Origin of the sequence: Streptomyces sp. APSN-46.1, from assembly GCF_022815725.1 — a bacterium.
Taxonomy (GTDB): domain Bacteria; phylum Actinomycetota; class Actinomycetes; order Streptomycetales; family Streptomycetaceae; genus Streptomyces.
Map to the genome: position 1 here is coordinate 125,970 of NZ_JALGRF010000013.1, position 25,927 is coordinate 151,896.

Genomic DNA, 25,927 nt, shown 5'->3' on the forward strand with positions numbered 1-25,927 from the left:
ATGTCTGATTGGTGTGCCTCGATCTCTTGACAATACCTCTGTCAGTGGATAGGGCGCCCCCTGGGAAACGTCCTGGTCGGGAGGGTCGGAGGACCCGGCGGGCGGAGCAGCAGAAGACGCGCGGCACCCCGGGCCCGTGGAAGAATCGGACACGCTTCACCATGACGCTCTTCATATGTACGGCAGGAGACACAGCACGATGCGTATCGGAGTTCTCACCGCAGGCGGCGACTGTCCGGGCCTGAACGCTGTCATCCGGTCGGTCGTACACCGCGCCATGGTCGGACACGGGGACGAAGTCATCGGTTTCGAAGACGGCTTCAAGGGCCTTCTGGACGGCCATTTCCGGCCCCTCGACATCAACGCCGTCAGCGGCATCCTCGCCCGCGGCGGCACGATCCTCGGTTCCGCCCGCATGGAGCGCGCCCGGCTGCACGAAGCCGCCGAGAACGCCCAGGAATTGGCGACGCGCTACGGCATCGACGCCCTGATCCCGATCGGCGGAGAGGGCACCCTGACCGCCGCCCGGATGCTGTCGGACGCCGGGATGCCCGTCGTCGGAGTGCCGAAGACCATCGACAACGACATCTCCTCCACCGACCGCACCTTCGGTTTCGACACCGCCGTCATGGTCGCCACCGAAGCCATCGACCGCCTCAAGACCACCGCCGAGTCGCACCAGCGCGTCATGGTCGTCGAGGTCATGGGCCGGCACGCGGGCTGGATCGCCCTGGAGTCCGGCATGGCCGGCGGCGCCCACGGGATCTGCCTGCCGGAGCGCCCCTTCGAGGTGGACGACCTGGTGAAGATGGTGGAAGAGCGCTTCTCCCGCGGCAAGAAGTTCGCCGTCATCTGCGTCGCCGAGGGCGCGCACCCGGCCGAGGGCTCCATGCCGTACGAGAAGGGCGAGATCGACGCGTACGGCCACGAGCGCTTCGCCGGCATCGGCAACCGCCTCGCCGTCGAGCTGGAGCGGCGCCTGGGCAAGGAGGCCCGCCCGGTCATCCTCGGCCACGTCCAGCGCGGCGGTACCCCGACCGCGTACGACCGCGTCCTCGCGACCCGCTTCGGCTGGCACGCCGTCGAGGCCGTCCACCGCGGCGACTTCGGCAACATGACCGCGCTGCGCGGCACCGACATCGTGATGGCCCCGCTGGCCGAGGCGGTCACCACGCTCAAGACCGTTCCGGACAACCGCATCTACGAGGCCGAGTCGGTCTTCTGACACGGCCCGCCGGGACTCGCCTACCGGGACTCGTCTACCGGGCCCCGCCGGCGATGGCCCAGAACCGGTCCACGATCTCCGCGAGGTACTCCCGCCCGGAGTCGCCCGTCCCCGCCTCGCCGATGCCTCCGCCCCAGCTCAGGGTGGCCGCCATCCGCGACTGGTACTCGACGTAGAGCCGCTCCACCACCCGCTCCAGCTGCTCCCTGGGTACGGGCAGCAACTTGGACAGCGGCTTCACGTACGCCTGCCAGCGCGTGGTCACCGCACTGCGTAGGAGCTCGGCGAGCTCCTCCCGCTTGCCGGTGGCGGCCACGAACTGGGCCAGCGTCAGCCCCAGCGTCGTCGCCAGCGCGACGGACTGCCGTTCGTTGCCCTTCCAGCGGCCGGTGTCCTCCATCTTCTGGTAGGCGTTCTCCTCCAGCCCGATCCGCCGGGACAGTTCCTCGGAGGACATCCCCCGCGCCAGGCGGTGCTCCCGCAGGGTGACCGGCTCGGCGAGCAGTTCCCCGGGGGCGCACCAGAGCACGCCGGCGAGCGCGGTGAGCTCGGCGGACGTGGGCGATATCTCGCCACGTTCCCACGCCATCACGGTTTCGGGCGCGACGATCAGACCGTACTGGGCGCGCAGGCCATAGGCGACATGACCAGGAGCCATGCCCAGGGCCGCGCGCAGGCGCCGCGCGGCGGGGGCATTGAAAGGAGGGCTGGAGTGCACGCCCATACCGTAGAAGTGGCCGAGGTCCGGCGACTACAGACCGAACAAACAAGGTTACAACTCGTAGGAAAGTCCTATGGAGTTCCGGCGATTTGCCGGTTTTCCCGGCGACTGTCCGGTAATCGGATCCATGGAAGATCCAATTCCAAGCGTACGGATTCGGCCAGCCCGTCGCAGGGGTACCGCCCGGCCGGTCGAGTGATCCCCGTCACAGGCGCCGAGCCCCGGGCTGCCTCTCCGGGCTTGCCTTGACGTCGGCGTCAAGGATTACGGTCGGCCCATGCGAATCGGCGAACTGGCGGAGCGGGCCGGGACCAGCACGCGGACCCTGCGGTACTACGAGTCCCGGGGGCTGCTGCCCGCGCGCCGCGACGACAACGGCTACCGCACGTACGACGAGGGCGACCTGCGGATGCTCCGGCAGATCCGGATGCTCCAGGACGTCGGCTTCGAGCTGGAGGAGACCCGCCCCTTCGTCGACTGCCTGCGCGCCGGGCACCCGGCGGGGGACTCCTGTCCCTCCTCGCTCGCCGTCTACCGGCGCAAGCTCGCCGAACTCGACGGGCTGATCGGCCAGCTGGCCGACGCACGGGAGCAGGTCGCGCGGCAGCTGTCCGCCGCCGAGGAGGCCGCCGGGGAGGCGGCCGCGCCGCGCTGTGAGATGACCGGTTGAACGAGAGGGGAAGAGACACATGATCCACGCCAAGGGTGTCGCGGAAGTGACCGACGCGGACTTCGAGACCGAGGTGCTCGGGGAGCGCGGCCGGCCGGTGCTGGTGGAGTTCACCGCCGACTGGTGCGGGCCGTGCCGCCAGCTCGCGCCCGTGCTGTCCGCGGTCGCCGCCGAGGAGGCCGACCGCCTCAAGGTGGTCCAGATCGACGCGGACAGCAACCCCGCCACCGTCACCCGGTACGGGGTGCTGTCCATGCCGACCCTGCTCGTCTTCCGCGACGGCGAGCCCGTGCGCCAGATGGTCGGGGCGCGGCCCAAGCGCAAGCTCCTCCAGGAACTGGAGGAGCAGCTGGCTACGGCCTGAGCCAGACCGTCGCCATCGGCGGGAGCGTCATCCGCAGACTCACCGGACGCCCCTGGGCCGGCACCGGCTCGGGGCGCAGCGGCCGCGGATGGCGCACCCCGCTGCCCCCGTACCGCTCGTCGTCCGTGTTGAGGACCTCCCGCCACCGCGGGATCTCCCGCGGCACCCCGAGCCGGTACTCGTGCCGCACCACCGGCGAGAAGTTGGACACCGCCAGCAGCGGCGAGCCGTCCAGGGCGTACCGCAGGAAGGCGAACACGTTGTCCTCCGCCGCGTCCGCCTCCACCCACGCGAAGCCCGCCGGCACGCCGTCCTGCTCCCACAGTGCGGGCGCCGCCGTGTAGGCGCGGTTCAGGTCGCCCACGAGCGTCCGTACGCCCCGGTGGTCGCCGGCCGCCGAGTACGAGGAGTCCAGCAGCCACCAGTCGGGCCCGTGGGCCTCCGACCACTCCGAGCCCTGGGCGAACTCCTGCCCCATGAACAGCAGTTGCTTGCCCGGATGCGCCCACATGAAACCGAGGTACGCCCGGTGCCCGGCCCGTCGCTGCCACCAGTCGTCCCCGGGGATCTTCGACACCAGCGAGCCCTTGCCGTGGACCACCTCGTCGTGCGAGATCGGCAGCACGTAGTTCTCGCTGAACGCGTAGACCATCCCGAACGTCATGTCGTGGTGGTGGTACTTGCGGTGCACCGGCTCCTTCGACATGTAGCGCAGGGTGTCGTGCATCCAGCCCATGTTCCACTTCAGCCCGAAGCCCAGACCCCCCGCGTCCGTCGGCCGGGTCACCCCGTTCCACGCCGTGGACTCCTCCGCGATGGTCACCACGCCCGGGCAGCGCCGGTACACCGTCGCGTTCATCTCCTGGAGCAGCGCCACCGCGTCCAGGTTCTCCCGGCCGCCGTGCTCGTTCGGCGTCCACTGCCCCTCGCCGCGCGAGTAGTCCAGGTAGAGCATCGAGGCCACCGCGTCCACCCGCAGCCCGTCCACGTGGAACTCCTGGCACCAGTACACGGCGTTGGCGACGAGGAAGTTGCGGACCTCCTTGCGGCCGTAGTCGAACTCCAGCGTCCCCCAGTCCGGGTGCGCGGCCCGGCGCGGGTCGTGGTGCTCGTACAGCGGCCGCCCGTCGAACTCGGCCAGCGCCCACTCGTCGCGCGGGAAGTGCGCGGGCACCCAGTCGACGATCACCCCGATCCCCGCCCGGTGCAGCGAGTCCACGAGGAGCCGGAAGTCGTCCGGGCCGCCCAGTCGCGAGGTCGGCGCGTAGAACCCGGTCACCTGGTAGCCCCACGAGCCGCCGAAGGGGTGCTCGGCGACCGGCATCAGCTCCACGTGCGTGAAGCCGAGCTCCTTCACGTACGCCGGGAGCTGATCGGCCAGCTCGCGGTACGAGAGCCCCGGCCGCCAGGAGGCCAGGTGCACCTCGTACACCGAGAACGGGGCCTGGTGCGTGGGGCGTTCCCCGCGCGTGGCCATCCACTCCGCGTCCTGCCACACGAACCGCGAGGCGGTGACCACCGAGGCGGTGGCCGGCGGGACCTCCGCGGCTCTCGCCATCGGATCGGCGCGCAGCGTGTGGCTGCCGTCCGGGCGCGTGATGTCGTACTTGTACAGCGCGCCCTCGCCGACCCCCGGCAGGAACAGCTCCCACACCCCGCTCGCGCCGAGCGAGCGCATCGGGTGGGCCACCGAGTCCCAGTACGAGAAGTCCCCGGCGACCCGGACCCCCTGCGCGTTCGGCGCCCACACCGTGAACCGGGTGCCGGCCACGCCGTGGTGCTCCATCGGCTGGGCGCCGAGCGCCGTCCACAGCTCCTCGTGCCGGCCCTCCCCGATGAGGTGCAGGTCCAGGTCGCCGAGCGCCGGCAGGAACCGGTACGGGTCGTGGACCTCGATCTCGTCGCCGTCGTACGCCACCAGCAGCCGGTAGTCCGGCACCCCGGTCAGCGGCAGCAGCCCCGAGAACAGCCCGTCTCCCTCGTCGGACAGTTCGGCCCGCAGCCCCTCGGCGACGACCGTGACCGCCTTGGCGAACGGGCGCAGCATCCGGAAGACCACGCCGCCGTGCCGGGCGTGGGCCCCCAGCACCGCGTGCGGATCATGGTGGCGGCCCTCCAGCAGCCGGGCCCGTTCCTCCCCGCCGAGCGCTGGCGCCGGCCGGACCCGGGGCGACGGGGTGGTCCGGCGGGCCCGCGGCGTACGGGGCGTACGGGGCGTACGGGCTTTCCGGGCGGGCTCCGGAACGGGAGCGGTCGAGGGAGCGGTCGAAGTCGCGGTCGAGGTCGCGGTCGCGGCCACGGCTTCGGCCCGGACGGTCGGTGTCGGCTGACGTGCGGCGCTCACGAGAGCGGCCTCCTCGGGGGCTTCGGATGGGGATGCGGCGGGTGCGGGGCGAGGGAACCGGGAGCGGGCGGGGTCGGCGGGGTCGGCGGCACCCGGTGCGTCGCCGGCCGCTGCGGTTCGGACAGCCGGCGGATCGCGGCCATCGGGACGTGCAGCCAGTCGGGACGGTGCCGGGACTCGTAACGGGCCTCGTACACCGCCTTGTCGGTCTCGTACGCGCGCAGCAGCACCGGGTCCTCACGAGGATCCCGCCCGACGGTGCGGGCGTAGCCCTCGCAGAACGCGGCCCGGCAGTCGTCCGCCCAGGCGGGGGCGAACGGCCGGTGCGAGCGGGCGGCGTAGTCGAAGGAGCGCAGTATCCCGGCGATGTCGCGGACCGCCGGCTCGGGGCGGCGGCGGTCGGCCAGCGGCCGGGCCGGCTCGCCCTCGAAGTCGATCAGCGCCCAGCTGCCGTCCGCGGTGCGCAGCGTCTGGCCCAGGTGCAGGTCCCCGTGGATCCGCTGGGCGGGCACCCCGGCCCCGCGGGAGGCGGCCAGCGCGTCGAACGCCCCGCGCAGCCCCGTCTCGTAGGGCCGCAGCCCCGGTACCTCGCGGGCGGTGGCCGCCAGCCGCGCCGTCATCCCGGCGGCCAGCCGGGCCGTCTGTTCCGGGTCGAGCGCGAGGGTGGGCAGGGCGGCGGCCAGCGCGCTGTGCACCTCGGCGGTGGCCCGGCCCAGCGCGTGCGCCTCGGTGGTGAAATCGGCCCCGGCACCGAGCCGGCGCAGCGCCAGCTGCCACCCGTCGTCGGAGCCCCGCAGATACGGCTGGAGCACGCCCAGCGTCAGCGGCTCGGCCCCCGGCAGCTCCGCCTCGTACCAGGCGACCGGCGCCGGCACCCGGGCGCAGCCCGCGGCGGCCAGGGCTCTGGGGAGTTCCAGGTCGGGGTTGACCCCGGGGCCGACCCGTCGGAACACCTTCAGGATGTACGAATCCCCGTAGATCAGCGAGGAGTTGGTCTGCTCCCCGGACAGCGGCCGGGGCGCGGGCGAGGGCGGGATCAGCGCCGCCGGGTCCCGGTCGAAGCGGAGCGGGCCGAGGGTACCGGGGGAGCGCAACCGTTCCAGCAGCAGCGCCGCGAGCCGCGGATCGCCGAGCCCCTCGTACACGGCCTGCCCGGTGTACGGGCCCTGCTCGGCGTACCCGATCAGCGCGGGCGCGAGCGCCGGGGGCAGGTTCGGGCGTACTCCGAGCAGCAGCTGGTAGCAGTCCGAACTGCCGTCGGCGTCCACTCCGACGAGCAGGTGCAGCAGCCCGGGCGAGGCCTCGGGCGGCAGCAGTTCGACGGCCGAGACCAGCCGTAGCCGGTGGATCGCGCGACCCTTGCCGGCGAACCAGCGCTGCCTCGGCAGCCAGGCGCGCAGCATGGGTTCCAGCGGTCCGAGCGGGACCGCGGCCAGGCTTCCCTGGCGGCTCCGGGCGGATGCAGCCTCCGACATGGCGTCGAGTCCTTTCCCCGGGCCGTCACAGAATGCGCAGAGTGTTCCGGATGGCGAGGGTTGCTGTCCGGTGATGGGTGGGTGTCGGGCCAGGATGGTTCGTACAGGGGCGGGCGGTTGACCCGTTCGCGGCGCCCGCCCCGTGCTGCGGCTACTCGTTGCGCAGGCGGAACCAGTAGAAGCCGTGCCCCGCGAGCGTGAGCAGGTACGGCCACTCGCCGATCGGCGGGAAGCGCACGTCACCCGTGAGCTCCACCGGGACCCGCCCGTTGAACGACCGCAGATCCAGCTCGGTGGGCTGCGCGAAACGCGAGAAGTTGTGCACGCACAGCACCAGGTCGTCCCCGAACTCGCGCAGGAAGGCGAGCACCGCCGGGTTCGACGACGGCAGTTCGGTGTACGAGCCGAGTCCGAAGGCGGGGTTCGCCTTGCGGACCTCGATCAGCCTGCGGGTCCAGTGCAGCAGTGAGGAGGGCGATGCCATCGCGGCCTCGACATTGGTGACCTGGTACCCGTAGACCGGGTCCATGATGACGGGCAGGTTGAGCCTGCCCGGATCGCAGGAGGAGAAACCGGCGTTGCGGTCCGGGGTCCACTGCATGGGCGTGCGGACGCCGTCGCGGTCGCCCAGCCAGATGTTGTCGCCCATGCCGATCTCGTCGCCGTAGTAGAGCACCGGCGAGCCCGGCAGCGACAGGAGCAGGGCGGTGAACAGCTCCATCTGGTTGCGGTCGTTGTCCAGGAGCGGGGCGAGCCGGCGCCGGATGCCGATGTTGGCCCGCATCCGCGGGTCCTTGGCGTACTCGGCGTACATGTAGTCGCGCTCTTCGTCCGTGACCATTTCGAGGGTGAGCTCGTCGTGGTTGCGCAGGAAGATGCCCCACTGGCAGCGGTCCGGGATCGCCGGGGTCTTGGCCAGGATTTCGGAGACGGGGTAGCGGGACTCACGGCGTACGGCCATGAAGATGCGCGGCATCACGGGGAAGTGGAAGGCCATGTGGCACTCGTCCCCGCCCTTCGCGAAGTCCCCGAAGTAGTCGACGACGTCCTCGGGCCACTGGTTGGCCTCGGCGAGCAGGACGGTGTCGGGGTAGTGCGCGTCGATCTCGGCCCGGACCCGCTTGAGGAGGGCGTGCGTGCGCGGCAGGTTCTCGCAGTTGGTGCCCTCCTCCGCGTACAGGTAGGGCACGGCGTCGAGCCGGAAGCCGTCGATGCCGAGGTCGAGCCAGAAGCGCAGCGCGGAGACGATCTCCTCCACCACGGCCGGGTTCTCGTAGTTGAGGTCGGGCTGGTGCGAGAAGAAGCGGTGCCAGTAGTACTGCTTGCGCACCGGGTCGTACGTCCAGTTCGACGTCTCGGTGTCCACGAAGATGATGCGGGCGTCCTGGTACTGCTTGTCGTTGTCGGCCCACATGTAGTAGTCGCCGTACGGGCCGTCCGGGTCCTTGCGCGACTGCTGGAACCACTCGTGCTGGTCGCTGGTGTGGTTCATGACGAAGTCGATGATCACCCGCATGCCGCGCTGGTGGGCGGCGTCCACGAACTCGACGAAGTCGGCGAGGTCGCCGAACTCGGGAAGTACCGAGGTGTAGTCGGAGACGTCGTAGCCCCCGTCGCGCAGGGGTGAGGCGAAGAACGGCGGCAGCCAGAGGCAGTCGACGCCGAGCCACTGGAGGTAGTCCAGCTTGGCGGTGAGTCCTTTGAGGTCCCCCACGCCGTCGCCGTTGCTGTCTTGGAAGGACCGGACGAGGACCTCGTAGAAGACCGCCCGCTTGAACCAGTCGGGGTCGCGGTCCTTCGCGGGGGTGTCCTCGAACGTGTCGTGGACGGGATCGTTGATCATCATGTGATGGGTGACCCTCCGGTGGGCGGGGACGGTCGCAGAGCCGCCAGTACGTGCGCGGGCGTGCGGCCCGGCTCTAGGCGCACGTAGTTGGCCCTGCCCCAGTGGTAGGTCTCGCCGGTGAGCTCGTCGCGCACCGCGAGGGACCCGTGCCAGTCGAGGCCGAGTGCCGGCATGTCCAACGAGACCGTCGCCTCCTGGGTGTGGTGCGGATCGAGGTTGACGACCACCAGTACGGAATTGCCTCCGGCGTGCTTCGAATAGGCGATCACCTGGTCGTTGTCGGTCGAGTGGAAGTGGATGTCGCGCAGCTGCTGGAGCGCCGGGTTGCGGCGGCGCATCCGGTTCAGGGCGGTGATCAGCGGGGCGATGGTGCGGCCCTCGCGGTCGGCGGCGGCCCAGTCGCGTGGCCGGAACTCGTACTTCTCGGAGTTCAGGTACTCCTCGCTGCCCTCCCTGACCGGCTCGTTCTCGCAGAGCTCGTATCCGGCGTAGACGCCCCAGGCGGGGGAGAGGGTGGCGGCGAGGACGGCCCGCACCTCGAAGGCCGGGCGGCCGCCCCGCTGGAGGTACTCGTGCAGGATGTCGGGCGTATTGACGAAGAAATTCGGTCGCATGACGGAGGCCGAGCGGGTGTCGGCGAGCTCGGTCAGGTACTCGGTCAGCTCGGCCTTGGTGTTGCGCCAGGTGAAGTACGTGTACGACTGCTGGAAGCCGACCGAGGCGAGCGCGCGCATCATGGCGGGACGGGTGAAGGCCTCCGCCAGGAAGATCACATCGGGGTCGGACTTGTTGATGTCCGCGATCACCTTCTGCCAGAACACGACCGGCTTGGTGTGCGGATTGTCCACCCGGAAGATGCGGACGCCGTGGTCCATCCAGTGGCGCAGGATCCGGACGGTCTCCTCGACGATGCCGGCCATGTCGGTGTCGAAGTGGATCGGGTAGATGTCCTGGTACTTCTTCGGCGGGTTCTCGGCGTACGCGATCGTCCCGTCGGCCCGGTGCCGGAACCACTCGGGGTGCTTCTCCACCCACGGGTGGTCGGGGGAGCACTGGAGGGCGAAGTCGAGGGCGATCTCCATGCGGAGCTCGCGGGCCCGGGCGACGAAGGCGTCGAAGTCCTCGATGGTGCCCAGGTCGGGGTGGACGGCGTCGTGGCCGCCCTCCGTGGAGCCGATGGCCCACGGCACGCCCGGATTCCAACTCCCCGCTGACAGGGTGTTGTTGGGGCCCTTTCGGAAGGTGCTCCCGATCGGGTGGACGGGCGGCAGGTACACGACGTCGAAGCCCATCGCGGCGATCGCCGGCAGCCGCTCGGCGGCCGTCCGGAAGGTTCCGCTGACCGGCGCCCCGCCCGGCTCGACGACGGCCCCCTCGGAGCGGGGGAACATCTCGTACCAGGAGCCGAAGAGGGCCCGCTTGCGCTCGACGAGGAGCGGCAGCGCCTTCGAGGCGGTGACCAGCTCCCGGAACGGCTTCCTCGCGAGCGCCGCGTCCACCGGGGGCGCGAGCGCGGCCGCGTACCGTACGGAGACCTCACGGTCCTCGTCGCGCAGGGCCTCGGCGGCGGCCAGCACGTGCGCGCGCCCGTCCTTCTTGGGAATCTTGGAGCCGGCCCGCTGGTAGAGCTCGGCGCCCTCCAGCAGGGTGAGCCCGACGTCGATCCCGGCCGGGATCTTGATCGCCGCGTGGGCCCGCCAGGTGGCCACGGGGTCGCTCCACGCCTCGACGGTGTACGTCCACCTCCCCTCGACCTCGGCGGACACCCGGGCCCCCCACCGGTCGGTGCCGGGGGCGAGTTCGTACATCGGCACGGGGGGCCGCAGCCGCCCGCTGGGATCGCGGAGCACGACATGCGCGGCGACGGCGTCGTGGCCCTCGCGGAATACGGTGGCCGAGATCTCGAAGACCTCGTCGACGACCGCCTTGGCGGGTCTGACGCCGCAGTCGACGGCGGGGCGGACGTCCAGCACGGGAATGCGACCGATCATGATGGGATCACCTGGGGGCAGTTCGCGGGGCTCGGTGACAACAGGCCAGCCGATGGAAGGGCTGGTAGTGCACGCTCTGTTCGCTCTGTTTCTAGCCGCTCCGTGGACGGCGTGGCTGCGGGCATGGCCGCTCCTGTCCGCGTTCACTCGGGTGGCGGGAGAGGTGTGGGGCGGGGTTGCCGTGCGTGTACCCGGGGAGCCCTTCCCACTCTCGTCCCGCCCAATCCGGGTGCTTGGTTAACTACTCGTACGTAGGGGCACGGGCAATACCAAGGCCCGGCTCGACATCCGCCGAGGCTCCGTCAAGTCGGCGCGGACTACTCGATGTGCGCCGGAACACCCCTGTCACACCCGCCCCACCGACCCCTCCGGACCGGCTGTTCCCGTAGCCCGAATCAGCGGAGTTGGCCGGAACGGCTCGTGTTGACGCGGGGGCCCGCGCGGTGCGATCGACGGCTGATCCGACGGCCCGACCGGCGGGCGGCATGGCCCGGCGGCGACCGGACCGGCGGCGGGGTACGCGGCATGGCCCGGCGGCGGGCGCGCGGCTAGCCTTCCGGAGGTCGCGCGGGTGCACAGCGTGGTGCAGCCGCTCCGATCCGTAATCCCCTGCGAAGGTGGACCTGTGAAGGCTATCCGTCGATTCACCGTGCGCCCCGTCCTCCCGGAACCTCTGATGCCGCTCGCCGATCTCGCGCGCAACCTGCGCTGGTCTTGGCACGCGGAAACACGCGAACTCTTCCAATCGGTAGACCCCGACGGCTGGCAGGCCGCCGGCGGCGATCCCGTCAGGCTGCTCGGCGCGGTGTCCGCCGCCCGGCTGGAGGAACTGGCCGGCGACCGGCGGTTCCTGCGCCGGCTCGCCGTCGTCACCGCCGAGCTCGATGACTACATGGGCGGCGGGAGGTGGTACCAGAATCATGAGAACGGCGCGGAACTCCCCGCCGCAATCGCCTATTTCTCCCCCGAATTCGGCATCACCGCCGCCCTCCCCCAGTACTCCGGCGGGCTCGGGATCCTCGCCGGGGACCACCTCAAGGCCGCCAGCGACCTCGGCGTCCCGCTCATCGGCGTGGGGCTGCTGTACCGGCACGGGTACTTCCGCCAGTCGCTCTCCCGCGACGGCTGGCAGCAGGAGCACTACCCCGTCCTCGACCCGAACGAGCTCCCGCTCTCGCTGGTACGGGAGGCGGACGGGACACCCGCCCGGGTGTCCCTGAGCCTCCCCGGCGGCAGGCCGTTGCACGCGCACATCTGGCAGGCCCGCGTCGGGCGGATCCCGCTGCTGCTCCTCGACTCCGACGTCGAGGACAACGACGCGCCCGCCCGCGAGGTGACCGACCGGCTCTACGGCGGCGGCAGCGACCACCGGCTGCTCCAGGAGATGCTGCTCGGCATCGGCGGCGTGCGCGCGGTGCGGACGTACTGCGCCATGACCGGTCATCCCGCGCCCGAGGTGTTCCACACGAACGAGGGACATGCCGGATTCCTCGGCCTGGAGCGCATAAGGGAACTGGGAGGGGAGCTGGAACTCGGCTTCGACGCCGCCGTCGAGGCCGTCCGCGCCGGGACCGTGTTCACCACGCACACCCCCGTCCCCGCCGGCATCGACCGCTTCGAGCGCTCCCTGGTCGCCCGGCACTTCGGGGAGGGCGGAGAGCTCCCCGGCGTCCCGGTCGACCGGATCCTAGAACTGGGCGCCGAGTCCTACCCGGGCGGCGACCCCGGGGTGTTCAACATGGCCGTCATGGGGCTGCGCCTCGCCCAGCGCGCCAACGGGGTGTCCACCCTGCACGGGGCCGTCAGCCGGGGGATGTTCGCCGGGCTCTGGCCGGGATTCGACCCCGGCGACGTACCGATCACCTCCGTCACCAACGGAGTGCACGCGCCGACCTGGGTGGCCCCCGAGGTGGTCCGGCTCGGGGTGCGCCAGATCGGGGCCGGGCGCACCGAGGACGCGCTGTCCGTCGGCGGCTCCGAGCGCTGGGACGCCGTCGCGGACATCGCGGACCAGGACATCTGGGATCTGCGGCGGGTGCTCCGCGAGCAGCTGGTGCAGGAGGTACGGGACCGGCTGCGCGTCTCCTGGCAGCAGCGCGGGGCCGGAGCGGCCGAACTCGGCTGGGTGGACTCCGTACTCGATCCGGACGTGCTCACCATCGGGTTCGCCCGGCGGGTGCCCTCGTACAAGCGGCTGACGCTGATGCTGCGCGATCCCGAGCGGCTGCGCAGGCTGCTGCTGGACCCGGACCGGCCGGTGCAGATCGTGGTCGCGGGCAAGGCGCATCCGGCGGACGACGGCGGGAAGCGGCTCGTACAGGAGCTGGTGCGGTTCGCGGACGACCCTCGGGTGCGGCACCGCATCGTGTTCCTGCCCGACTACGGCATGGCGATGGCGCAGAAGCTCTACCCGGGCTGCGACATCTGGCTGAACAACCCGCTGCGGCCGCTGGAGGCCTGCGGGACCAGCGGGATGAAGGCCGCCCTGAACGGCTGCCTCAACCTGTCCGTGCTGGACGGCTGGTGGGACGAGTGGTTCGAGCCCGACTTCGGCTGGGCCATCCCCACGGCCGACGGGATCGGGACGGACGAGGAGCGGCGCGACGACCTGGAGGCGAACGCCCTCTACGAGCTGATCGAGGAACGGGTCGCGCCCCGCTTCTACGACCGGGCCGGGCGCGCCGGACTGCCCGTGCGGTGGATCGAGATGGTCCGGCGGACCCTCGTCTCGCTGGGGCCGAAGGTGCTCGCGGGGCGGATGGTGCGGGAGTACGTGGAGCGGCTCTACGCCCCGGCCGCGCTCGCGCACCGGGCGTTGACCCCGGACTCCGCACGGGACCTCGCCTGGTGGAAGGGCCGGGTCCGGGCGGCATGGCCGCGCGTCGGCGTCGAGCACGTGGAGGCGCTGGCCGCGGCTCCGGTGGGCGGCACCGCCGAGCTGGGGGCCACCCTCACGCTGCGGGTGCAGGTGTCGCTGGACGCGCTCGCGCCGGAGGACGTGGAGGTGCAGGCCGTCGCGGGACGGGTGGACGCGCAGGACGTGATCCGGGACGGGCGGGTGTTCCCGCTCAAGCCGTCCGCCGGGCCGGACCTGGAGGGGCGGTGGGTGTACGAGGGCCCGCTCGCCCTGGACCGTACGGGTCCGTTCGGCTACACCGTACGGATCCTGCCCGCGCACCCGCTGCTGGCGACTCCGGCCGAACTCGGGCTGCTCGCGGCCCCGGCGGCCGGGGACGCGGGGGCCGGGCACGGGGTCGTACTGCGTTAGCGGGCAGTGGCCCGGGGGGCGGGCGGCCGAGCGGCCGCCCGCCCCCGCACCGCTGCCGCGGGGAGCGGCAACCCGGCTCGGCCGTCCGGCTCGGCCGTCCGGCCGGTGCGGGCAGGCCTCAGGGGTGAACCTTCGAACGCGCTCAGCATGGCGAATCGTTTCGGCGCGGCCGTCCCTTCCTACGCTTCCCGCGGATGCCACCCGACCCGCATCCGCGGAACCCGAGAAACGGACTCCCTCATGCGTCTTCGCACCGCCGCCGCAGCGCTCGTCGGCGCCCTCGCGATCGTTCTGCCCGCCGCCGGCCCGTCGTCGGCCGGCGACCACGACGGCCGCGTCCTCGGTGAGTTGCACTACCGGTTCGTCGACGAGAGGGGCAACGTACGCCAGGCGCGGCTCCACCCCGCGGACAACGACACCTGCTACCGGCTGACGAGTACCTCCTCGGACGACCCCGCCTTCGCCGTGGTGAACGATACGGAGTCGCTGGCGGTGCTCTTCGAGGACGCGTCCTGCGGCGGTGACACGGAGCGGACGCTGGAGCCGGGTGAGGGGGTGCGGAACGTGGAGGTCGCCTCCGTGCTCTTCAGGCCGGCGGAGCACTGGGGGCACCACGACCGCACCGTCTTCCGTTCCCTCGGCTGACCGGAGGGCGGCCGCCGGCTGCCGGCCGCCGGCTGCCGTCCGCGGCGCGGAATGGAACGCGGAATGGAACAGGGCCGCCCGGGGAGGTTTCCTCCCGGGCGGCCCCGTGGTGTGTCGGCTCAGCTCCGGCCCGGTGGGGTCAGAAGGTGAGCTTCCAGCTGTTGATGTAGCCGGTGTCCAGGCTGGCGAGGTCCGCCACCCGGAGCTTCCAGACGCCGTTGGCGACCTCGGAGGAGGCGTTCACGGTGAAGCTCTGGACGATGTTGTCCGCGCTGCCGCCGGAGCGGTTGCGCAGGTTGTAGAGGGTGCCGTCGGGGGCGACGAGGTCCACCTTCAGGTCACCGACGTAGGTGTGGACGATGTTCACGTCCACCTTGAGGGTGCTCGGGGCGTTGCCCGTGCGGGTCACGGTGATCGGGGACTCGACCGTCGAGTTGTCCGCGATCTGGTAGTCGGCCGTGTTCTCGAACACGTTCTGCTGGTTGGTGCCGACCGTCCAGGTGAAGGACGCCGTCCCCGTCTTGGCCGCCGAGTCGGTCACCGTGACGGTCACGTTGGACGTGCCCGTGACGGTGGGCGTGCCGGAGATCAGGCCGGTGGAGGAGTTGATCGACAGCCCGGCCGGCAGGCCGGTCGCCGCGTAGCTCAGCGCACCCGGGTTGGTGCTGGTGGCCTGGACCTGGAGGCTCGCCGCGGTGTTGACCTGGGTGTTCTGGTTGGCGATCGCGGTGACGGTGACGCCGTCGTTGATGCGGGGGCCGACGTTGATGGCGGCCCACGCGTTGGCGACGTTGTTGTACGTGGCCGAGCCCTGGCCGTACAGGTCGGCGGCGGCCCTCAGCGTCTGCACGCGGGCGTCCGCGTAGTTGGTGTTCGACTTGAAGTAGCCCACCGTCAGCGCGCGGAACCAGATCTTGGACGCGGCGTCGCGGCCGATCGCGGTGACCGGGAGGCCGTCGGAGGTCGGCGAGTCGTAGCTCACGCCGTTGATGACCTTGGCGCCGGAGCCCTCGGAGGCCAGGTAGTACCAGTGGTTGGCCGGGCCCGAGGAGTAGTGGACGTCGATGCCGCCGATGCCCGAGTACCACGCGTCCTTGGAGGAGCCGTCCTTGCTCGGCTTGTCCATGTAGCGCAGCGGGGTGCCGTTGCCGCGGATGTCGATCTTCTCGCCGACCAGGTAGTCGCCGACGTCCTGCGGGTTGTTGGCGTAGAACTCGACCGCCGCCGCCATGATGTCGGAGGTGGCTTCGTTCAGACCGCCGGGCTCACCGCTGTAGGTCATGTTGCCGGTGACCGAGGTCAGACCGTGGGTCATCTCGTGCGCGGCCACGTCGGTGGAGGTGAGCGGCTTGGCGTTGCCGTCACCGTCGCCGTAGGTCATGCAGAAGCAGCTGTCGTCCCAGAAGGCGTTCACGTAGTTGTTGCCGTAGTGGACGCGGCTGTACGGGGAGACCCCGTCGTTGCGCAGGCCGTTGCGGCCGTGCACGTTCTTGTAGTAGTCCCACGTCACCTGCGCGCCGTAGTGCGCGTCGGCGGCGGCCGTCTCCAGGTTGGCCGGAAGGCCGTTGCCCCAGATGTCGTCGGGGCCGGAGAACAGCGTGCCGGTGCCCGAGGTGCCCCGGTTGAGGTTGTTCGTCTTGTGGCCGCCGCGGGTGGCGTCGCTCAGCGTGAAGTTGCTGCCCGACTGCGAGGTCCCGATCGTCACCTGGCCGCTGTACATGGTGTTGCCGGTGCCGGTCTCGATCTTCTGCCACTCGGAGATCTTGGCGCCGGTCTTGGCGTTGGTCACCACGTGCAGCTCGTTGGGAGTGCCGTCGTGCTGGAGGCCGCCGACGACGGTCTCGAACGCGAGGACGGGGGTGCCCTCGGCCGCCCAGATCACCTTGCGGGCGCTCTTGGAGGCCTTGGCCTCCTTCGCGCCCTCGGCGTTGGCGGCGGAGACGGCCTGTTTCTCGGCGGCCGCCGCGGTGACCGACGGGCTGGTGTCCGCGACCTTGATCTCGTGCTGGGTCGCCTTGGTGACGCTCTTGGTGACGCCGCCCTTGGCGTGGACGGTCAGGTCGCCGCCGAGCACGGGCAGACCGTCGTACGTGCGCTCGTACGTGGTGTGCGTGGTGCCGTCCGCATCCTGGACGACATCGCGGACGACGAGCTTCTCCAGGCCGCCGAGGCGGAGGGCCTTCGCCGCCTGCGCGGTGGTGGAGTTGGCCTCGTTGATGAGCGTCGCACGCTCCGAGGCGCTGAGTGAGCGGGCGGCCGCGCCCGGGTTGGACTGGGCGGCCTTGGGAGCCGCGGACGCGTCGGCGTCGGCGGTGGCGTTGCCTGCCTGTACACCTACGGCGAGCAGCGCGGCGGCGGCTATGAGCGCGCCGACGGCGGTGCTACGCCTGTGGGGGGTGTGACTCAACGCAGACTCCTTCTGCAAGGGGGGTTCCGGACGGCTGGGTGGGCCTCCGGGCAGAGCAGGCTGGTGCGATGAACGGATCGAAGAGTGCCACCTACCGCATCGAATGTCAGGGCCGCGTCAAAAGGTTGGCCGGAAACGGTCCGTTGTCCGACGAGACGTATCCGGTATCCGGACCATTCACCTTTGTGTGGCACGGCCGGCCCCGAGCTCGGGAATGTCTTGTACCGGTTGTTAACTCTGGGGCAACAAGGGCTCTCGTTAACCCGAACGGCACGTACCGTACGGGTGTTTGTCGTACTGTTTCCCGGTGCGACAGATGCCCGTCGTTTGGGGAAGCCACGGGCGCGCGCCACTGATGTAGACCACGTGCCAGGGGGGTCCATGAGGCATGTCCGTTTTCCTGCGCAAACCGTGGCCGGGGCGGCCGCGGAGCCGGCAGGGCCCGCCGCCGCGCCCGCGCGCCGCCTCGGCGACAAGGCCCGCTGGTACCTGCCCGCCGCGGTCACGGCCGATTTCCTCGGCGCGGCCGTCCCCGTGGGGCTGGTGTTCGAGGCCGCGCAGCAGGTCCGGCCCGTGTACTGCGCTGCCTTCGCCGCCCTGGTGTGGACCGGGGTGCAGGCGCTGCGGCGACGTTACGCGGCCCGGGCGCTCGGTGAATCCCGGGGTGTGCTCCCCGTGTTGCATGACTGGCTGATTCTGATCGGTGTCCTGGCCGTCGCCCGCGTGGTGGCCGACGAGAGCACCCCGCGGCTGGCCGCCCTCGGGGCGCTGCTGCCCGCCCTGTGCGTCACCGTCGCGTGCCGCAAGCTCACCTACCGCCACCTCTCCGCCGCGCGCCGCGAGGCGCAGGCGGTCAGCCGGGTGCTGGTGGTCGGTGAACCCGAGGCCGCCGAGGACGTCATCGCGCACCTCGCCGCGCGGACCGACCACCCCTACGTCGTCGTCGGCGTGGTCCCGGTCGGCGCCGGCTCCCTGGAGAGCGGGGTGCCCGTCGCGGCCCGGCTCGGGGCGGACCTGCCCGCCGCGCCGAACGAGGACTCCGCCGCCGTGCTCGGCGCCGTCCGCACCCACCACGCCGACCTGGTGCTCGTGGCCCCCGGGGCGCGGATCGCGGGGGAGCGACTGCGCCGGGTCGCCTGGGCCCTGCACGACGCCGGGCTGGAACTGGCCGTGTTCCCGGGGCTGGTGGAGACTTCCGTCAAGCGGCTGGAGACGCTGTCCGTCGGCGGGCTCGCCGTCCTGCGGATCGCGCCGCCCGTGCGGCGCGGGGTGCAGACCCTGCTCAAGTCGGCGCTGGACCGCACCGGGGCCGCGTTCGGCCTGCTGGCGCTGTCGCCGTTCTTCCTCGCCGTCGTCCTGGCGATACGTTTCGGCTCGCGCGGCCCGGCCTTCTACAGCCAGCACCGGATCGGCCGCGACGGGGCCCCGTTCGTGATGTGGAAGTTCCGCACCATGGTGGTGGACGCCGACGAGCTCAAGGCCGAGCTCTCCGGGTCCAACGAGAACGACGGCCCGATGTTCAAGATGCGGCGCGACCCCCGGGTGACCCGGGTGGGGCGGCTGCTGCGCCGCACCTCGATGGACGAACTGCCGCAGCTGTTCAACGTACTGACCGGCAGCATGTCGCTGGTCGGGCCGCGCCCGCCGCTGCCGGAGGAGGTGGCCCAGTACGACGAGGTCGAGCTGCGCCGGCTCACGGTGCGGCCCGGGATGACCGGGCTGTGGCAGATCAGCGGGCGGTCGGACCTGTCCTGGGACGAAACGATTCAGCTCGATCTCCAGTATGTGGACAACTGGTCCTTCACCAGCGATGTCGACGTCATGGGCCGTACCCTCCGCGCCGTCGTCGACGGTCGCGGAGCGTACTGAGCGGCGGCGGCCCCATGCGCTCCATGCGATCGGTGCGATCAGCCCTGTGCGAGCCACCACGCATACGTGGCGGCGATCCCGTCCCGCAGCGGGATGCCCGGCTGCCAGCCGAGCGAGGTCAGGCGGGACACGTCGAGCAGCTTGCGCGGGGTCCCGTCCGGCTTGGACGTGTCCCAGGCGAGCCGGCCCTGGAAGCCGGTCACCTCGGCGACGGTCTCGGCCAGGGCCTTGATGGTCAGGTCCTGGCCGCAGCCGATGTTGACGGGCTCGTCGCCGTCGTACGTGTTCAGCAGCACGGCGCAGGCGGCGGCGAGATCGTCCACGTGCAGGAACTCCCGGCGGGGGGTCCCGGAGCCCCACAGGGTGACCTCGTCGCGCCCCTCGGCGGCGGCCTCGTGGAAGCGCCGGATCAGGGCGGGCAGCACGTGCGAGCTCTGGAGGTCGAAGTTGTCGCCCGGGCCGTAGAGGTTCGTCGGCATGGCGGAGATGTACGAGGCCCCGTACTGCTTGCGGTACGACTGGACCTGGACGATGCCGGCGATCTTGGCGAGGGCGTAGGCCTCGTTGGTGGGCTCCAGTGGCCCGGTCAGCAGGGCGTCCTCGCGGATGGGCTGGGGCGCGAGCTTCGGGTAGATGCAGGAGGAACCCAGGAACAGCAGCCGGCCCACGCCGGCGGCGTGCGCGCCGCCGATCACGCTGAGCTGGATCCGCAGGTTCTCCTCCAGGAACTGCACCGGGTACGTGCTGTTGGCCATGATGCCGCCGACTTTGGCGGCGGCCAGCACGACGGCGTCGGGGCGGACCTCCTTCAGGTACGCCTCGGTCGCGGCGGCGTCCCGCAGGTCGAGCTCGGCGCGGCTGCGGGTGAGCACCTCATGGCCGTCGGCGGTGAGGCGCCGGACGACCGCGGACCCCACGAGGCCGCGGTGACCGGCGACGAAGACGCGGGCTTGCGGGGGCAGGAGCGGCAGCGAACTTGTCATACCGCCGATCATGCCAGTCCGCTGCCGCGGTTTCGCTGGGATGGCGCCACCCCCTACCCACCCCCGTCCCCCGGCGCCCGGCCGGGATCCCACCGCCCCTGCGGGCCGGTGGGCGGCTGTTGCCCTGGGCGGGCACCCGTGGGTCCGGCCCCGGCCGGGTTCCGGTGGGCCGGAGCGGAGTGGGGCCTGGGGTCCCGCCCGGCTGGCTTCCGTTGGGGGCCGGCGGCCGTGTTGGCTCTGGCGGGGGTGGGGCTCGTCGGCGCGCGGACGGCCGTTGCCCCGCGCGGAGTTCGGCCCTGGCGGGCCGGGCCCGGACGGTTCTTGTCCGCCTCGGGGCCGTGGGCCGGGCGTGTACGGTACGCGTCCAACGTCGGGTTCCGGCCCGAGCCGACTTGCCGGGCCGCCGACAGCCGTCGCCTCGCACCCCGTGTGGCGCCGCCTGTCAGGCCCGGACCAACGGAACCGCACCCAGGTGGCGTTACCGGCCCGGCCAGGGCGAACGGCGCTGCCGCCAGCGCGTGGTGGCACCCCGGCCGAACCGGGCCAACGGAGCGGCACTCGGGTCGCGTTACCCGCCCGGCCAGGGCAGCGGCCCGGGCCGGGCGGGCCAACGGAACCGCACCCGGGTGGCGTTACTTGTCCGGCCAGGGCAACGGACCAGCCTTGACCGGGCCAACCGAGTCGCACCGGGGTCGCGTTACCCGCCCGGCCAGGGCAACGGCCAGGGCAATGACCACTTGTCAGACCAGACCGCAACCATTTCCAGGGGGACCTACATGGGCAAGACCGCACTGATCACCGGCGTCACCGGGCAGGACGGCTCGTACCTCTCCGAGCTGCTGCTCTCCAAGGGCTACACGGTGCACGGCCTGGTGCGGCGGTCCTCCAGCTTCAACACGGAGCGGATCGACCACATCTACCAGGACCCGCAGACCGCGAACCGCTCCTTCGTACTGCACCACGCCGACCTCTCCGACGGCGTCGCCATGGTGAACCTGCTCCGCGAGATACGTCCCGACGAGGTCTACAACCTCGGTGCCCAGTCGCATGTGCGGGTGTCGTTCGACGCCCCGCTCTACACCGGCGACGTGACCGGCCTCGGCGCGCTGCGGCTTCTGGAGTCCATCCGGGCCAGCGGCGTGAACACCCGTATCTACCAGGCCTCTTCCTCCGAGATGTACGGCGCCACCCCGCCCCCCCAGAACGAGCGCACCCCGTTCCACCCGCGCAGCCCGTACGGCGCCGCCAAGGTCTTCGCGTACTGGACCACCGTGAACTACCGCGAGGCGTACGACATGTTCGCCGTCAACGGGATCCTGTTCAACCACGAGTCCCCGCGCCGCGGCGAGACCTTCGTGACCCGCAAGATCACCCGTGCCGTCGCCCGCATCAAGGCCGGTCTCCAGGACCACCTCTACCTCGGCAACCTCGACGCCGTCCGCGACTGGGGCTACGCCCCCGAGTACGTGGACGCCATGTGGCGCATGCTCCAGCAGGACGAGCCCACCGACTACGTCGTGGCGACCGGAGTCGCCGCCACCGTCCGCGAGTTCGTCGAGTCCTCCTTCGGGCACGCCGGCCTCGACTGGAACGAGCACGTGCGCTACGACCCCAAGTACGAGCGCCCCAGCGAGGTCGACGCCCTGATCGGTGACGCGAGCAAGGCCCAGGACATCCTTGGCTGGAAGCCGACGGTCCTGGTCGCGGAGTTGGCGCAGATCATGGTGGACGCCGACATCCGGCAGGTCGAGGATCAACTGGCGGGTGCGACCGTCCGTATCGACCGCTGAGACCTTATATTTCCCCTACGATTTGCCGTGTCCCGGCCATTCCCCATTCCCACAGTTCTCCGTGGGAGTGGCCGGTGCACACCTGCCGTATGTCCGTCGTGCGCCCTCCATGCTGAACCCTGTTGATTCCAAGTTGGTATGCAATGGGTCAAGTGAGGTGACCGGGCCCTCGCATGAGCCCTAGTCTGCGCCAGTACATATGGCTGTTCGGATAGTTCCAGCCATCAAAACCGGGCAATTGCCCTGGGGGGCTCATGCGTAGATCCAGAGGGCTGACTGCTGCCCTCGTCCTGTCACTGGCCGGTGCCGGCACCGGTATAGGCCTGGTGCTGATGCCCCAGGCGTCCGCCATCACGCCGCCCGTGGCCTTCACCGCCGACGAGCTGCCGACCTGGCAGCCGAACGGGATCGTCTGGTCGATGGCCCAGGCCAACGGCACCGTCTTCGCCGGTGGCACCTTCTCCGCCGTCCGCCCGCCCGTGGGCGCCGGCAGCGGCACCGAGCAGGAGGCCGTGAACTTCGTCGCGCTCGACGCCGCGACGGGCAACCCCACCTCCTGCAAGCTCGCCTTCACCATCGGCGACGGCACCGCGACCGTGCGCACCCTGGTCGTGTCGAAGGACAGCAAGACCCTCTACGCGGGCGGCTACTTCGGTGCGGTCAACGGCACCCCGGTCTCCAACGTCGCCGCGATCGACATCGAGAGCTGCACCCCCAAGGCCTCGTTCCACCCGGGCTTCCCCGCCACCGTGCGCGCGCTGACCGTCACCGACGACACGCTGTACGCGGCCGGCGACTTCGGCACTGTCGAGGGCCAGACCCGCGAGCGCTTCGCCGCGGTCGACGCCACCTCCGGTGCGCTCACGCCCTTCGTCGCCAACGCCGACGAGCCGGGCCGCGCCATCGAGGTCAGCAACGACGGCAAGAACGTCCTGCTGGGCGGTGACTTCTTCACCGTCAACGGCGCGTCCACGCACGCGCTGGCCGTCGTGAACGCCACCACCGGTGCCGTCACCAAGACGTACACCAACATCCCGTCGAACTCCGTGGTCAAGGACATCTCGGCCGACTCGACGGGCTACTACGCCGGCAACGAGGGCTCCGGCGGCGGTGTCTTCGACGGCCGCCTCGGCCTCGGCACCGACTTCAACGAGAAGTGGCGCGACCGCTGCCTCGGCGCCACCCAGTTCGTCCTGCCGTACGAGGGAGTCCTCTACAGCTCCTCGCACGCGCACGACTGCTCCCTCGAAGGCGAGTACCCCGACGGCAAGCGGCACTTCCTGCTGGCCCAGCCGACCGACCACGAAGGCGTCGCCCCGGCGCCCGTGGACGGCTTCGTGCGCGGCCCGGGCAAGCTCGGCTGGCACCCCACCGCGAACGACGGCCTCGGCGAGGGCATCGGCCCGCGCGTCATGGCCGTCGCGTCCAAGGACGACGTCAAGTACCTCTGGGTCGGCGGTGAGTTCACCCTCATCAACGGCAGGGAGCAGCAGGCACTGACCCGCTTCGCCTCCACCGGCGACATCGGCGCCCCGACGACCCCGGTGGCCAGCGCCGCCAGCGTCAAGCCCGGCGAGGCCCAGGTCCGCTGGCGCACCAGCTACGACGCCGACGACAGCAAGCTGACGTACCGCGTCTACCGCAACGGCTCGGCCTCGCCGATCGCCACGGTGACGGCGGACTCCCTGGAGTGGCAGCGCCCGCAGGCCTCCTGGAACGACACCACGGTCAAGGCCGGCCAGTCCTACACCTACCGGGTGACCGCGACCGACGGCGCGGGCAACACCAGCGCCCTGTCGGCCTCCGTCTCCGTCACGGTCCCGACCTCGGTCCAGTCGTACCCGAACCAGGTCCGCGCGGACGGCGCCAACCTGTACTGGCGCTACGACGACACCGTCAGCCCCTACGTCGCCGACTCCTCGGTCAGCGGCAACACCAGCGGCATCCAGCTGAACGCCCCGGCCCTGCGCCAGAGCCCGGGTGCCGTCACCGGCACCAGCACGGCGATGGGCTTCAACGGCACCAGCCAGCAGGTGTACAGCGACCACCGCCAGACGGTCGGCAGCACCTTCACGCTGGAGACCTGGTTCAAGACCGGTACGACGCGCGGCGGCAAGCTGATCGGCTTCGGCAACAACACGACCCGCAACAGCGGCTCGTACGACAAGCAGATCTACATGACCAACACCGGTCGTCTGGTCTTCGGCGTCCACAACGGCTCCACCCGGACCGTCTCCACCGGTCTGCTCGACACGTACAACGACAACAAGTGGCACCACGTCGTCGGCACGCAGGGCCCCGGCGGCATCGCCCTGTACGTGGACGGCCAGTCCAAGGGCACGCTGAACGCGACGAGCAGCGGGACGTACGCCGGCTTCTGGCACGTCGGCGGAGACAACCTCTCCGGCTGGCCGACCAGGCCGACCAGCAACTTCTTCGCCGGCCAGATCGACGAGACGGCCGTCTACCCGACGGCCCTGACGCAGACCCAGGTCAAGAACCACTTCGACCTGGCGAAGGCCCCGATCGACGCGGTCTCCAAGGTCAACACGACCGAGGACACCTACATCAACCAGGGCGCCCCGAGCACCGCCTACGGCACGTCCGCCTCGCTCGCGGTGCGCGGCACCTCCGCGTACGAGACGTACCTGCGCTTCACCCTGCCGGCCGCGCCGGCCGGGCAGGTCCTGAAGGCCGCGTCGCTGCAGTTCAAGACCACGACGCAGGCCGGTGCCGGTACGGCCGACACCGTCTCCGCGGTTCCGGTCACCGGTACCTGGAGCGGTGAGGGCACGACCTTCAACACCAAGCCCACCCTCGGCACCACCCCGCTCGGCTCCATCGCGGGGGTGCCGGACGGCTCGGCGGTCCACAACGTCGAGCTGGACACCGCCGCGGTCTCCGCGGTGCTGGGCACCACGTACAGCCTGGGCCTGACGAGCACGGGCACCGACGCGCTGTGGATCTGGTCCTCGGAGGCGACGGCGGCGGACGGCGTTCCGCAGCTGGTCCTCACCTTCGGCGCGCCGTAACCGTCCGTCCGGTCCTCTGACGGACACGGTGGGGCCCGGCTGTCGCGGCCGGGCCCCACCGGCCTACCACCCCCAGTGAGTACGGGAGCCACCTGATGTACCGACGCTCCGCAGCGGCTGCTGTTCTGCTGGCCGCTGCCCTGACGCTGACCGCCTGCGGTTCCGACGCCGACAAGGCCGACTCCGCCTCGGCGGCGAAGCCGAAGCCCCCCGCCGCCTCGCCGGTCCCCGACCCGGCGGACTCCCCGGCGGCCGCGACCACCGGGACGCCGTCGCCCGGCGCCAAGCCGACGGGCCCGGTCCTGCCGGACGCGAAGCTCACCCCGAAGACGGGCAGCTTCACGCCCAACGAGAAGCAGTACCTGAGCGGCCGGGTCCCGGAGAAGACGGACCCGGCGGCGGTCCTGCAGAGCGGCCAGGAGTCCTGCCAGCGGGTGGCGCGCACCGCGAAGCGCGACCAGGACGCGGCCACCGGGGCCGTCATCGCCGGGGAGATCCCCGGCGCGAAGGACGCGATCACGCACCTGTGCCCGGAGCAGAAGCCGATCCTGGCAGCCTCCGAGAAGGGCTTCCCCGACGGCACCCGCCAGTCGCCCGCGGCGGGCACGTACCGGGCGCTGACCCAGAGCACCACCTGCACATGGGAAGCCAAGTCCAAGGACGGCACCGTCCTCACCTCGGGCCCGGAAACCCCCGTAAACCCAGGCGACAAGATCACCGCCACGATCCCCTCGGGCACCTCGCAGTTCACCTCAACGGGCTGCTACGCCTGGGTGCCCGTTTCCTGACGGAGACGGCCTGACGCACCCACTCGCTCACAGCGGATGCCCTGCGGCCCGCTCCGGGGCAAGCGGTGGAAGCCCGGGCCGGCTGACGAACGCGAGCCGGTCGCCGGTCCGGGAGACGAGGACGCGGTGGAGGGTTCGGATGGTGCGGGCCAGGCCCCGGGCGTAGTTCCAATTACCCATCGGGTTGTCCTCGGGACCGCCGGTGGCGAGCGTGTGCCAGTCGTCCAGCGCGGCGGCCGCCTCGGGCACCTGGGCGACATCGGCGAGGAGGAACTCCCCGTGGCTCAGCAGGGCATCGACGAGTCCGGCGATCTCGCCCTCACCGGGTTTCTGGTTGTACGGGACGAGGACCTTCGTCACGAGGGCGGTGCCGGTGTTGAGGTCGGCGCGCGTACTGGACATGGCGGTGCTCCCTGACGTCGATTCCGGCGGGCAACTCCCGCTCGGTCACTGCTGGGTGTGAAGAGGTAACCGCACGCGTCCCCTCCACGAGTACCGTTGGAGAGTCG

The 25,927-nt window shown here is 71.2% G+C and carries 17 protein-coding genes; 9 read left to right on the forward strand and 8 right to left on the reverse strand.

Going from position 1 to position 25,927, the window contains the following annotated elements:
* Nucleotides 1-199: 199 nt before the first annotated feature.
* Nucleotides 200-1,225, forward strand: coding sequence for an ATP-dependent 6-phosphofructokinase (locus tag MTF65_RS26570; protein ID WP_243631489.1), 1,026 nt, complete (start codon nt 200-202; stop codon nt 1,223-1,225).
* 34 nt (nt 1,226-1,259) lie between these two features.
* Here MTF65_RS26570 and MTF65_RS26575 read toward each other — a convergent pair whose 3' ends face one another.
* On the reverse strand, nt 1,260-1,949 hold the full coding sequence (locus tag MTF65_RS26575; RefSeq protein WP_243631490.1) for a helix-turn-helix transcriptional regulator: 690 nt from the start codon (nt 1,947-1,949) through the stop codon (nt 1,260-1,262).
* 274 nt (nt 1,950-2,223) lie between these two features.
* Here MTF65_RS26575 and MTF65_RS26580 point away from each other — a divergent pair, with 274 nt between their 5' ends.
* Together MTF65_RS26580 and trxA are read left to right on the forward strand one after the other, a co-directional pair.
* Entirely contained in the window at nt 2,224-2,616 is a 393-nt protein-coding gene (locus MTF65_RS26580; RefSeq protein ID WP_243631491.1) for a MerR family transcriptional regulator, read from the forward strand.
* A gap of 19 nt (nt 2,617-2,635) precedes the next feature.
* Complete coding sequence (gene trxA / locus MTF65_RS26585) at nt 2,636-2,980, forward strand: thioredoxin (RefSeq protein WP_243631492.1); 345 nt, start codon at nt 2,636-2,638, stop codon at nt 2,978-2,980.
* Here trxA and glgB read toward each other — a convergent pair.
* The 4 genes from glgB to MTF65_RS26605 all read right to left on the reverse strand — a co-directional run bounded on the left by glgB (nt 2,970) and on the right by MTF65_RS26605 (nt 10,636).
* Nucleotides 2,970-5,324 (reverse strand): 1,4-alpha-glucan branching enzyme, encoded by a 2,355-nt coding sequence (gene glgB / locus MTF65_RS26590; RefSeq protein WP_243631493.1) that lies wholly within the window; start codon nt 5,322-5,324, stop codon nt 2,970-2,972. The two genes, trxA and glgB, sit on opposite strands and share 11 nt — an antisense overlap.
* On the reverse strand, nt 5,321-6,799 hold the full coding sequence (locus tag MTF65_RS26595) for a maltokinase N-terminal cap-like domain-containing protein (protein ID WP_243631494.1): 1,479 nt from the start codon (nt 6,797-6,799) through the stop codon (nt 5,321-5,323). The genes glgB and MTF65_RS26595 overlap by 4 nt, the downstream gene beginning before the upstream one ends.
* 151 nt (nt 6,800-6,950) lie before the next feature.
* Nucleotides 6,951-8,645: a maltose alpha-D-glucosyltransferase gene (gene treS / locus MTF65_RS26600; protein ID WP_243631495.1), complete on the reverse strand. Its 1,695-nt coding sequence runs from the start codon at nt 8,643-8,645 to the stop codon at nt 6,951-6,953.
* Nucleotides 8,642-10,636: an alpha-1,4-glucan--maltose-1-phosphate maltosyltransferase gene (locus MTF65_RS26605; RefSeq protein ID WP_243631496.1), complete on the reverse strand. Its 1,995-nt coding sequence runs from the start codon at nt 10,634-10,636 to the stop codon at nt 8,642-8,644. The genes treS and MTF65_RS26605 overlap by 4 nt, the downstream gene beginning before the upstream one ends.
* Before the next feature lie 625 nt (nt 10,637-11,261).
* Between MTF65_RS26605 and glgP the strand changes: the two genes are divergently transcribed.
* Together glgP and MTF65_RS26615 are read left to right on the forward strand one after the other, a co-directional pair.
* Nucleotides 11,262-13,904 (forward strand): alpha-glucan family phosphorylase, encoded by a 2,643-nt coding sequence (glgP, locus tag MTF65_RS26610; RefSeq protein WP_243631497.1) that lies wholly within the window; start codon nt 11,262-11,264, stop codon nt 13,902-13,904.
* A 240-nt stretch (nt 13,905-14,144) separates the two neighbouring features.
* Nucleotides 14,145-14,549, forward strand: a complete 405-nt coding sequence (locus MTF65_RS26615; protein ID WP_243631498.1) for a hypothetical protein — start codon at nt 14,145-14,147, stop codon at nt 14,547-14,549.
* Between the two features lie 139 nt (nt 14,550-14,688).
* Here the strand turns inward: MTF65_RS26615 and MTF65_RS26620 are convergent, their stop codons facing one another.
* Nucleotides 14,689-16,956 (reverse strand): M4 family metallopeptidase, encoded by a 2,268-nt coding sequence (locus tag MTF65_RS26620; protein WP_243631499.1) that lies wholly within the window; start codon nt 16,954-16,956, stop codon nt 14,689-14,691.
* A gap of 381 nt (nt 16,957-17,337) precedes the next feature.
* On the opposite strand from MTF65_RS26620, the gene MTF65_RS26625 reads away from it, so the two are divergent.
* Nucleotides 17,338-18,825 (forward strand): sugar transferase, encoded by a 1,488-nt coding sequence (locus tag MTF65_RS26625; RefSeq protein WP_243631500.1) that lies wholly within the window; start codon nt 17,338-17,340, stop codon nt 18,823-18,825.
* Nucleotides 18,826-18,863: 38 nt separating this feature from the next.
* Here the strand turns inward: MTF65_RS26625 and MTF65_RS26630 are convergent, their stop codons facing one another.
* The gene (locus MTF65_RS26630) at nt 18,864-19,808 is read right to left on the reverse strand and encodes a GDP-L-fucose synthase (RefSeq protein ID WP_243631501.1); all 945 of its coding nucleotides are present in this window, start codon (nt 19,806-19,808) and stop codon (nt 18,864-18,866) included.
* A gap of 776 nt (nt 19,809-20,584) precedes the next feature.
* On the opposite strand from MTF65_RS26630, the gene gmd reads away from it, so the two are divergent.
* The 3 genes from gmd to MTF65_RS26645 all read left to right on the forward strand — a co-directional run bounded on the left by gmd (nt 20,585) and on the right by MTF65_RS26645 (nt 25,418).
* Entirely contained in the window at nt 20,585-21,598 is a 1,014-nt protein-coding gene (gene gmd / locus MTF65_RS26635; RefSeq protein WP_243631502.1) for a GDP-mannose 4,6-dehydratase, read from the forward strand.
* Between the two features lie 254 nt (nt 21,599-21,852).
* Nucleotides 21,853-24,630, forward strand: a complete 2,778-nt coding sequence (locus MTF65_RS26640) for a LamG-like jellyroll fold domain-containing protein (RefSeq protein WP_243631503.1) — start codon at nt 21,853-21,855, stop codon at nt 24,628-24,630.
* Between the two features lie 95 nt (nt 24,631-24,725).
* Entirely contained in the window at nt 24,726-25,418 is a 693-nt protein-coding gene (locus tag MTF65_RS26645) for a hypothetical protein (protein WP_243631504.1), read from the forward strand.
* Nucleotides 25,419-25,445: 27 nt separating this feature from the next.
* Here the strand turns inward: MTF65_RS26645 and MTF65_RS26650 are convergent, their stop codons facing one another.
* Nucleotides 25,446-25,820, reverse strand: a complete 375-nt coding sequence (locus MTF65_RS26650) for a DUF6415 family natural product biosynthesis protein (protein WP_243631505.1) — start codon at nt 25,818-25,820, stop codon at nt 25,446-25,448.
* Between the last annotated feature and the right edge of the window lie 107 nt (nt 25,821-25,927).

Excerpts from the sequence above, each read along its gene's own strand:
- MTF65_RS26570 (WP_243631489.1), top strand. The coding sequence starts at position 200 with ATGCGTATCGGAGTTCTCACCGCAGGCGGCGACTGTCCGGGCCTGAAC.
- MTF65_RS26575 (WP_243631490.1), bottom strand. The coding sequence starts at position 1,949 with ATGGGCGTGCACTCCAGCCCTCCTTTCAATGCCCCCGCCGCGCGGCGC.
- MTF65_RS26580 (WP_243631491.1), top strand. The coding sequence starts at position 2,224 with ATGCGAATCGGCGAACTGGCGGAGCGGGCCGGGACCAGCACGCGGACC.
- trxA (WP_243631492.1), top strand. The coding sequence starts at position 2,636 with ATGATCCACGCCAAGGGTGTCGCGGAAGTGACCGACGCGGACTTCGAG.
- MTF65_RS26595 (WP_243631494.1), bottom strand. The coding sequence starts at position 6,799 with ATGTCGGAGGCTGCATCCGCCCGGAGCCGCCAGGGAAGCCTGGCCGCG.
- treS (WP_243631495.1), bottom strand. The coding sequence starts at position 8,645 with ATGATGATCAACGATCCCGTCCACGACACGTTCGAGGACACCCCCGCG.
- MTF65_RS26605 (WP_243631496.1), bottom strand. The coding sequence starts at position 10,636 with ATGATCGGTCGCATTCCCGTGCTGGACGTCCGCCCCGCCGTCGACTGC.
- MTF65_RS26615 (WP_243631498.1), top strand. The coding sequence starts at position 14,145 with ATGCGTCTTCGCACCGCCGCCGCAGCGCTCGTCGGCGCCCTCGCGATC.
- MTF65_RS26625 (WP_243631500.1), top strand. The coding sequence starts at position 17,338 with ATGAGGCATGTCCGTTTTCCTGCGCAAACCGTGGCCGGGGCGGCCGCG.
- MTF65_RS26630 (WP_243631501.1), bottom strand. The coding sequence starts at position 19,808 with ATGACAAGTTCGCTGCCGCTCCTGCCCCCGCAAGCCCGCGTCTTCGTC.
- gmd (WP_243631502.1), top strand. The coding sequence starts at position 20,585 with ATGGGCAAGACCGCACTGATCACCGGCGTCACCGGGCAGGACGGCTCG.
- MTF65_RS26640 (WP_243631503.1), top strand. The coding sequence starts at position 21,853 with ATGCGTAGATCCAGAGGGCTGACTGCTGCCCTCGTCCTGTCACTGGCC.
- MTF65_RS26645 (WP_243631504.1), top strand. The coding sequence starts at position 24,726 with ATGTACCGACGCTCCGCAGCGGCTGCTGTTCTGCTGGCCGCTGCCCTG.
- MTF65_RS26650 (WP_243631505.1), bottom strand. The coding sequence starts at position 25,820 with ATGTCCAGTACGCGCGCCGACCTCAACACCGGCACCGCCCTCGTGACG.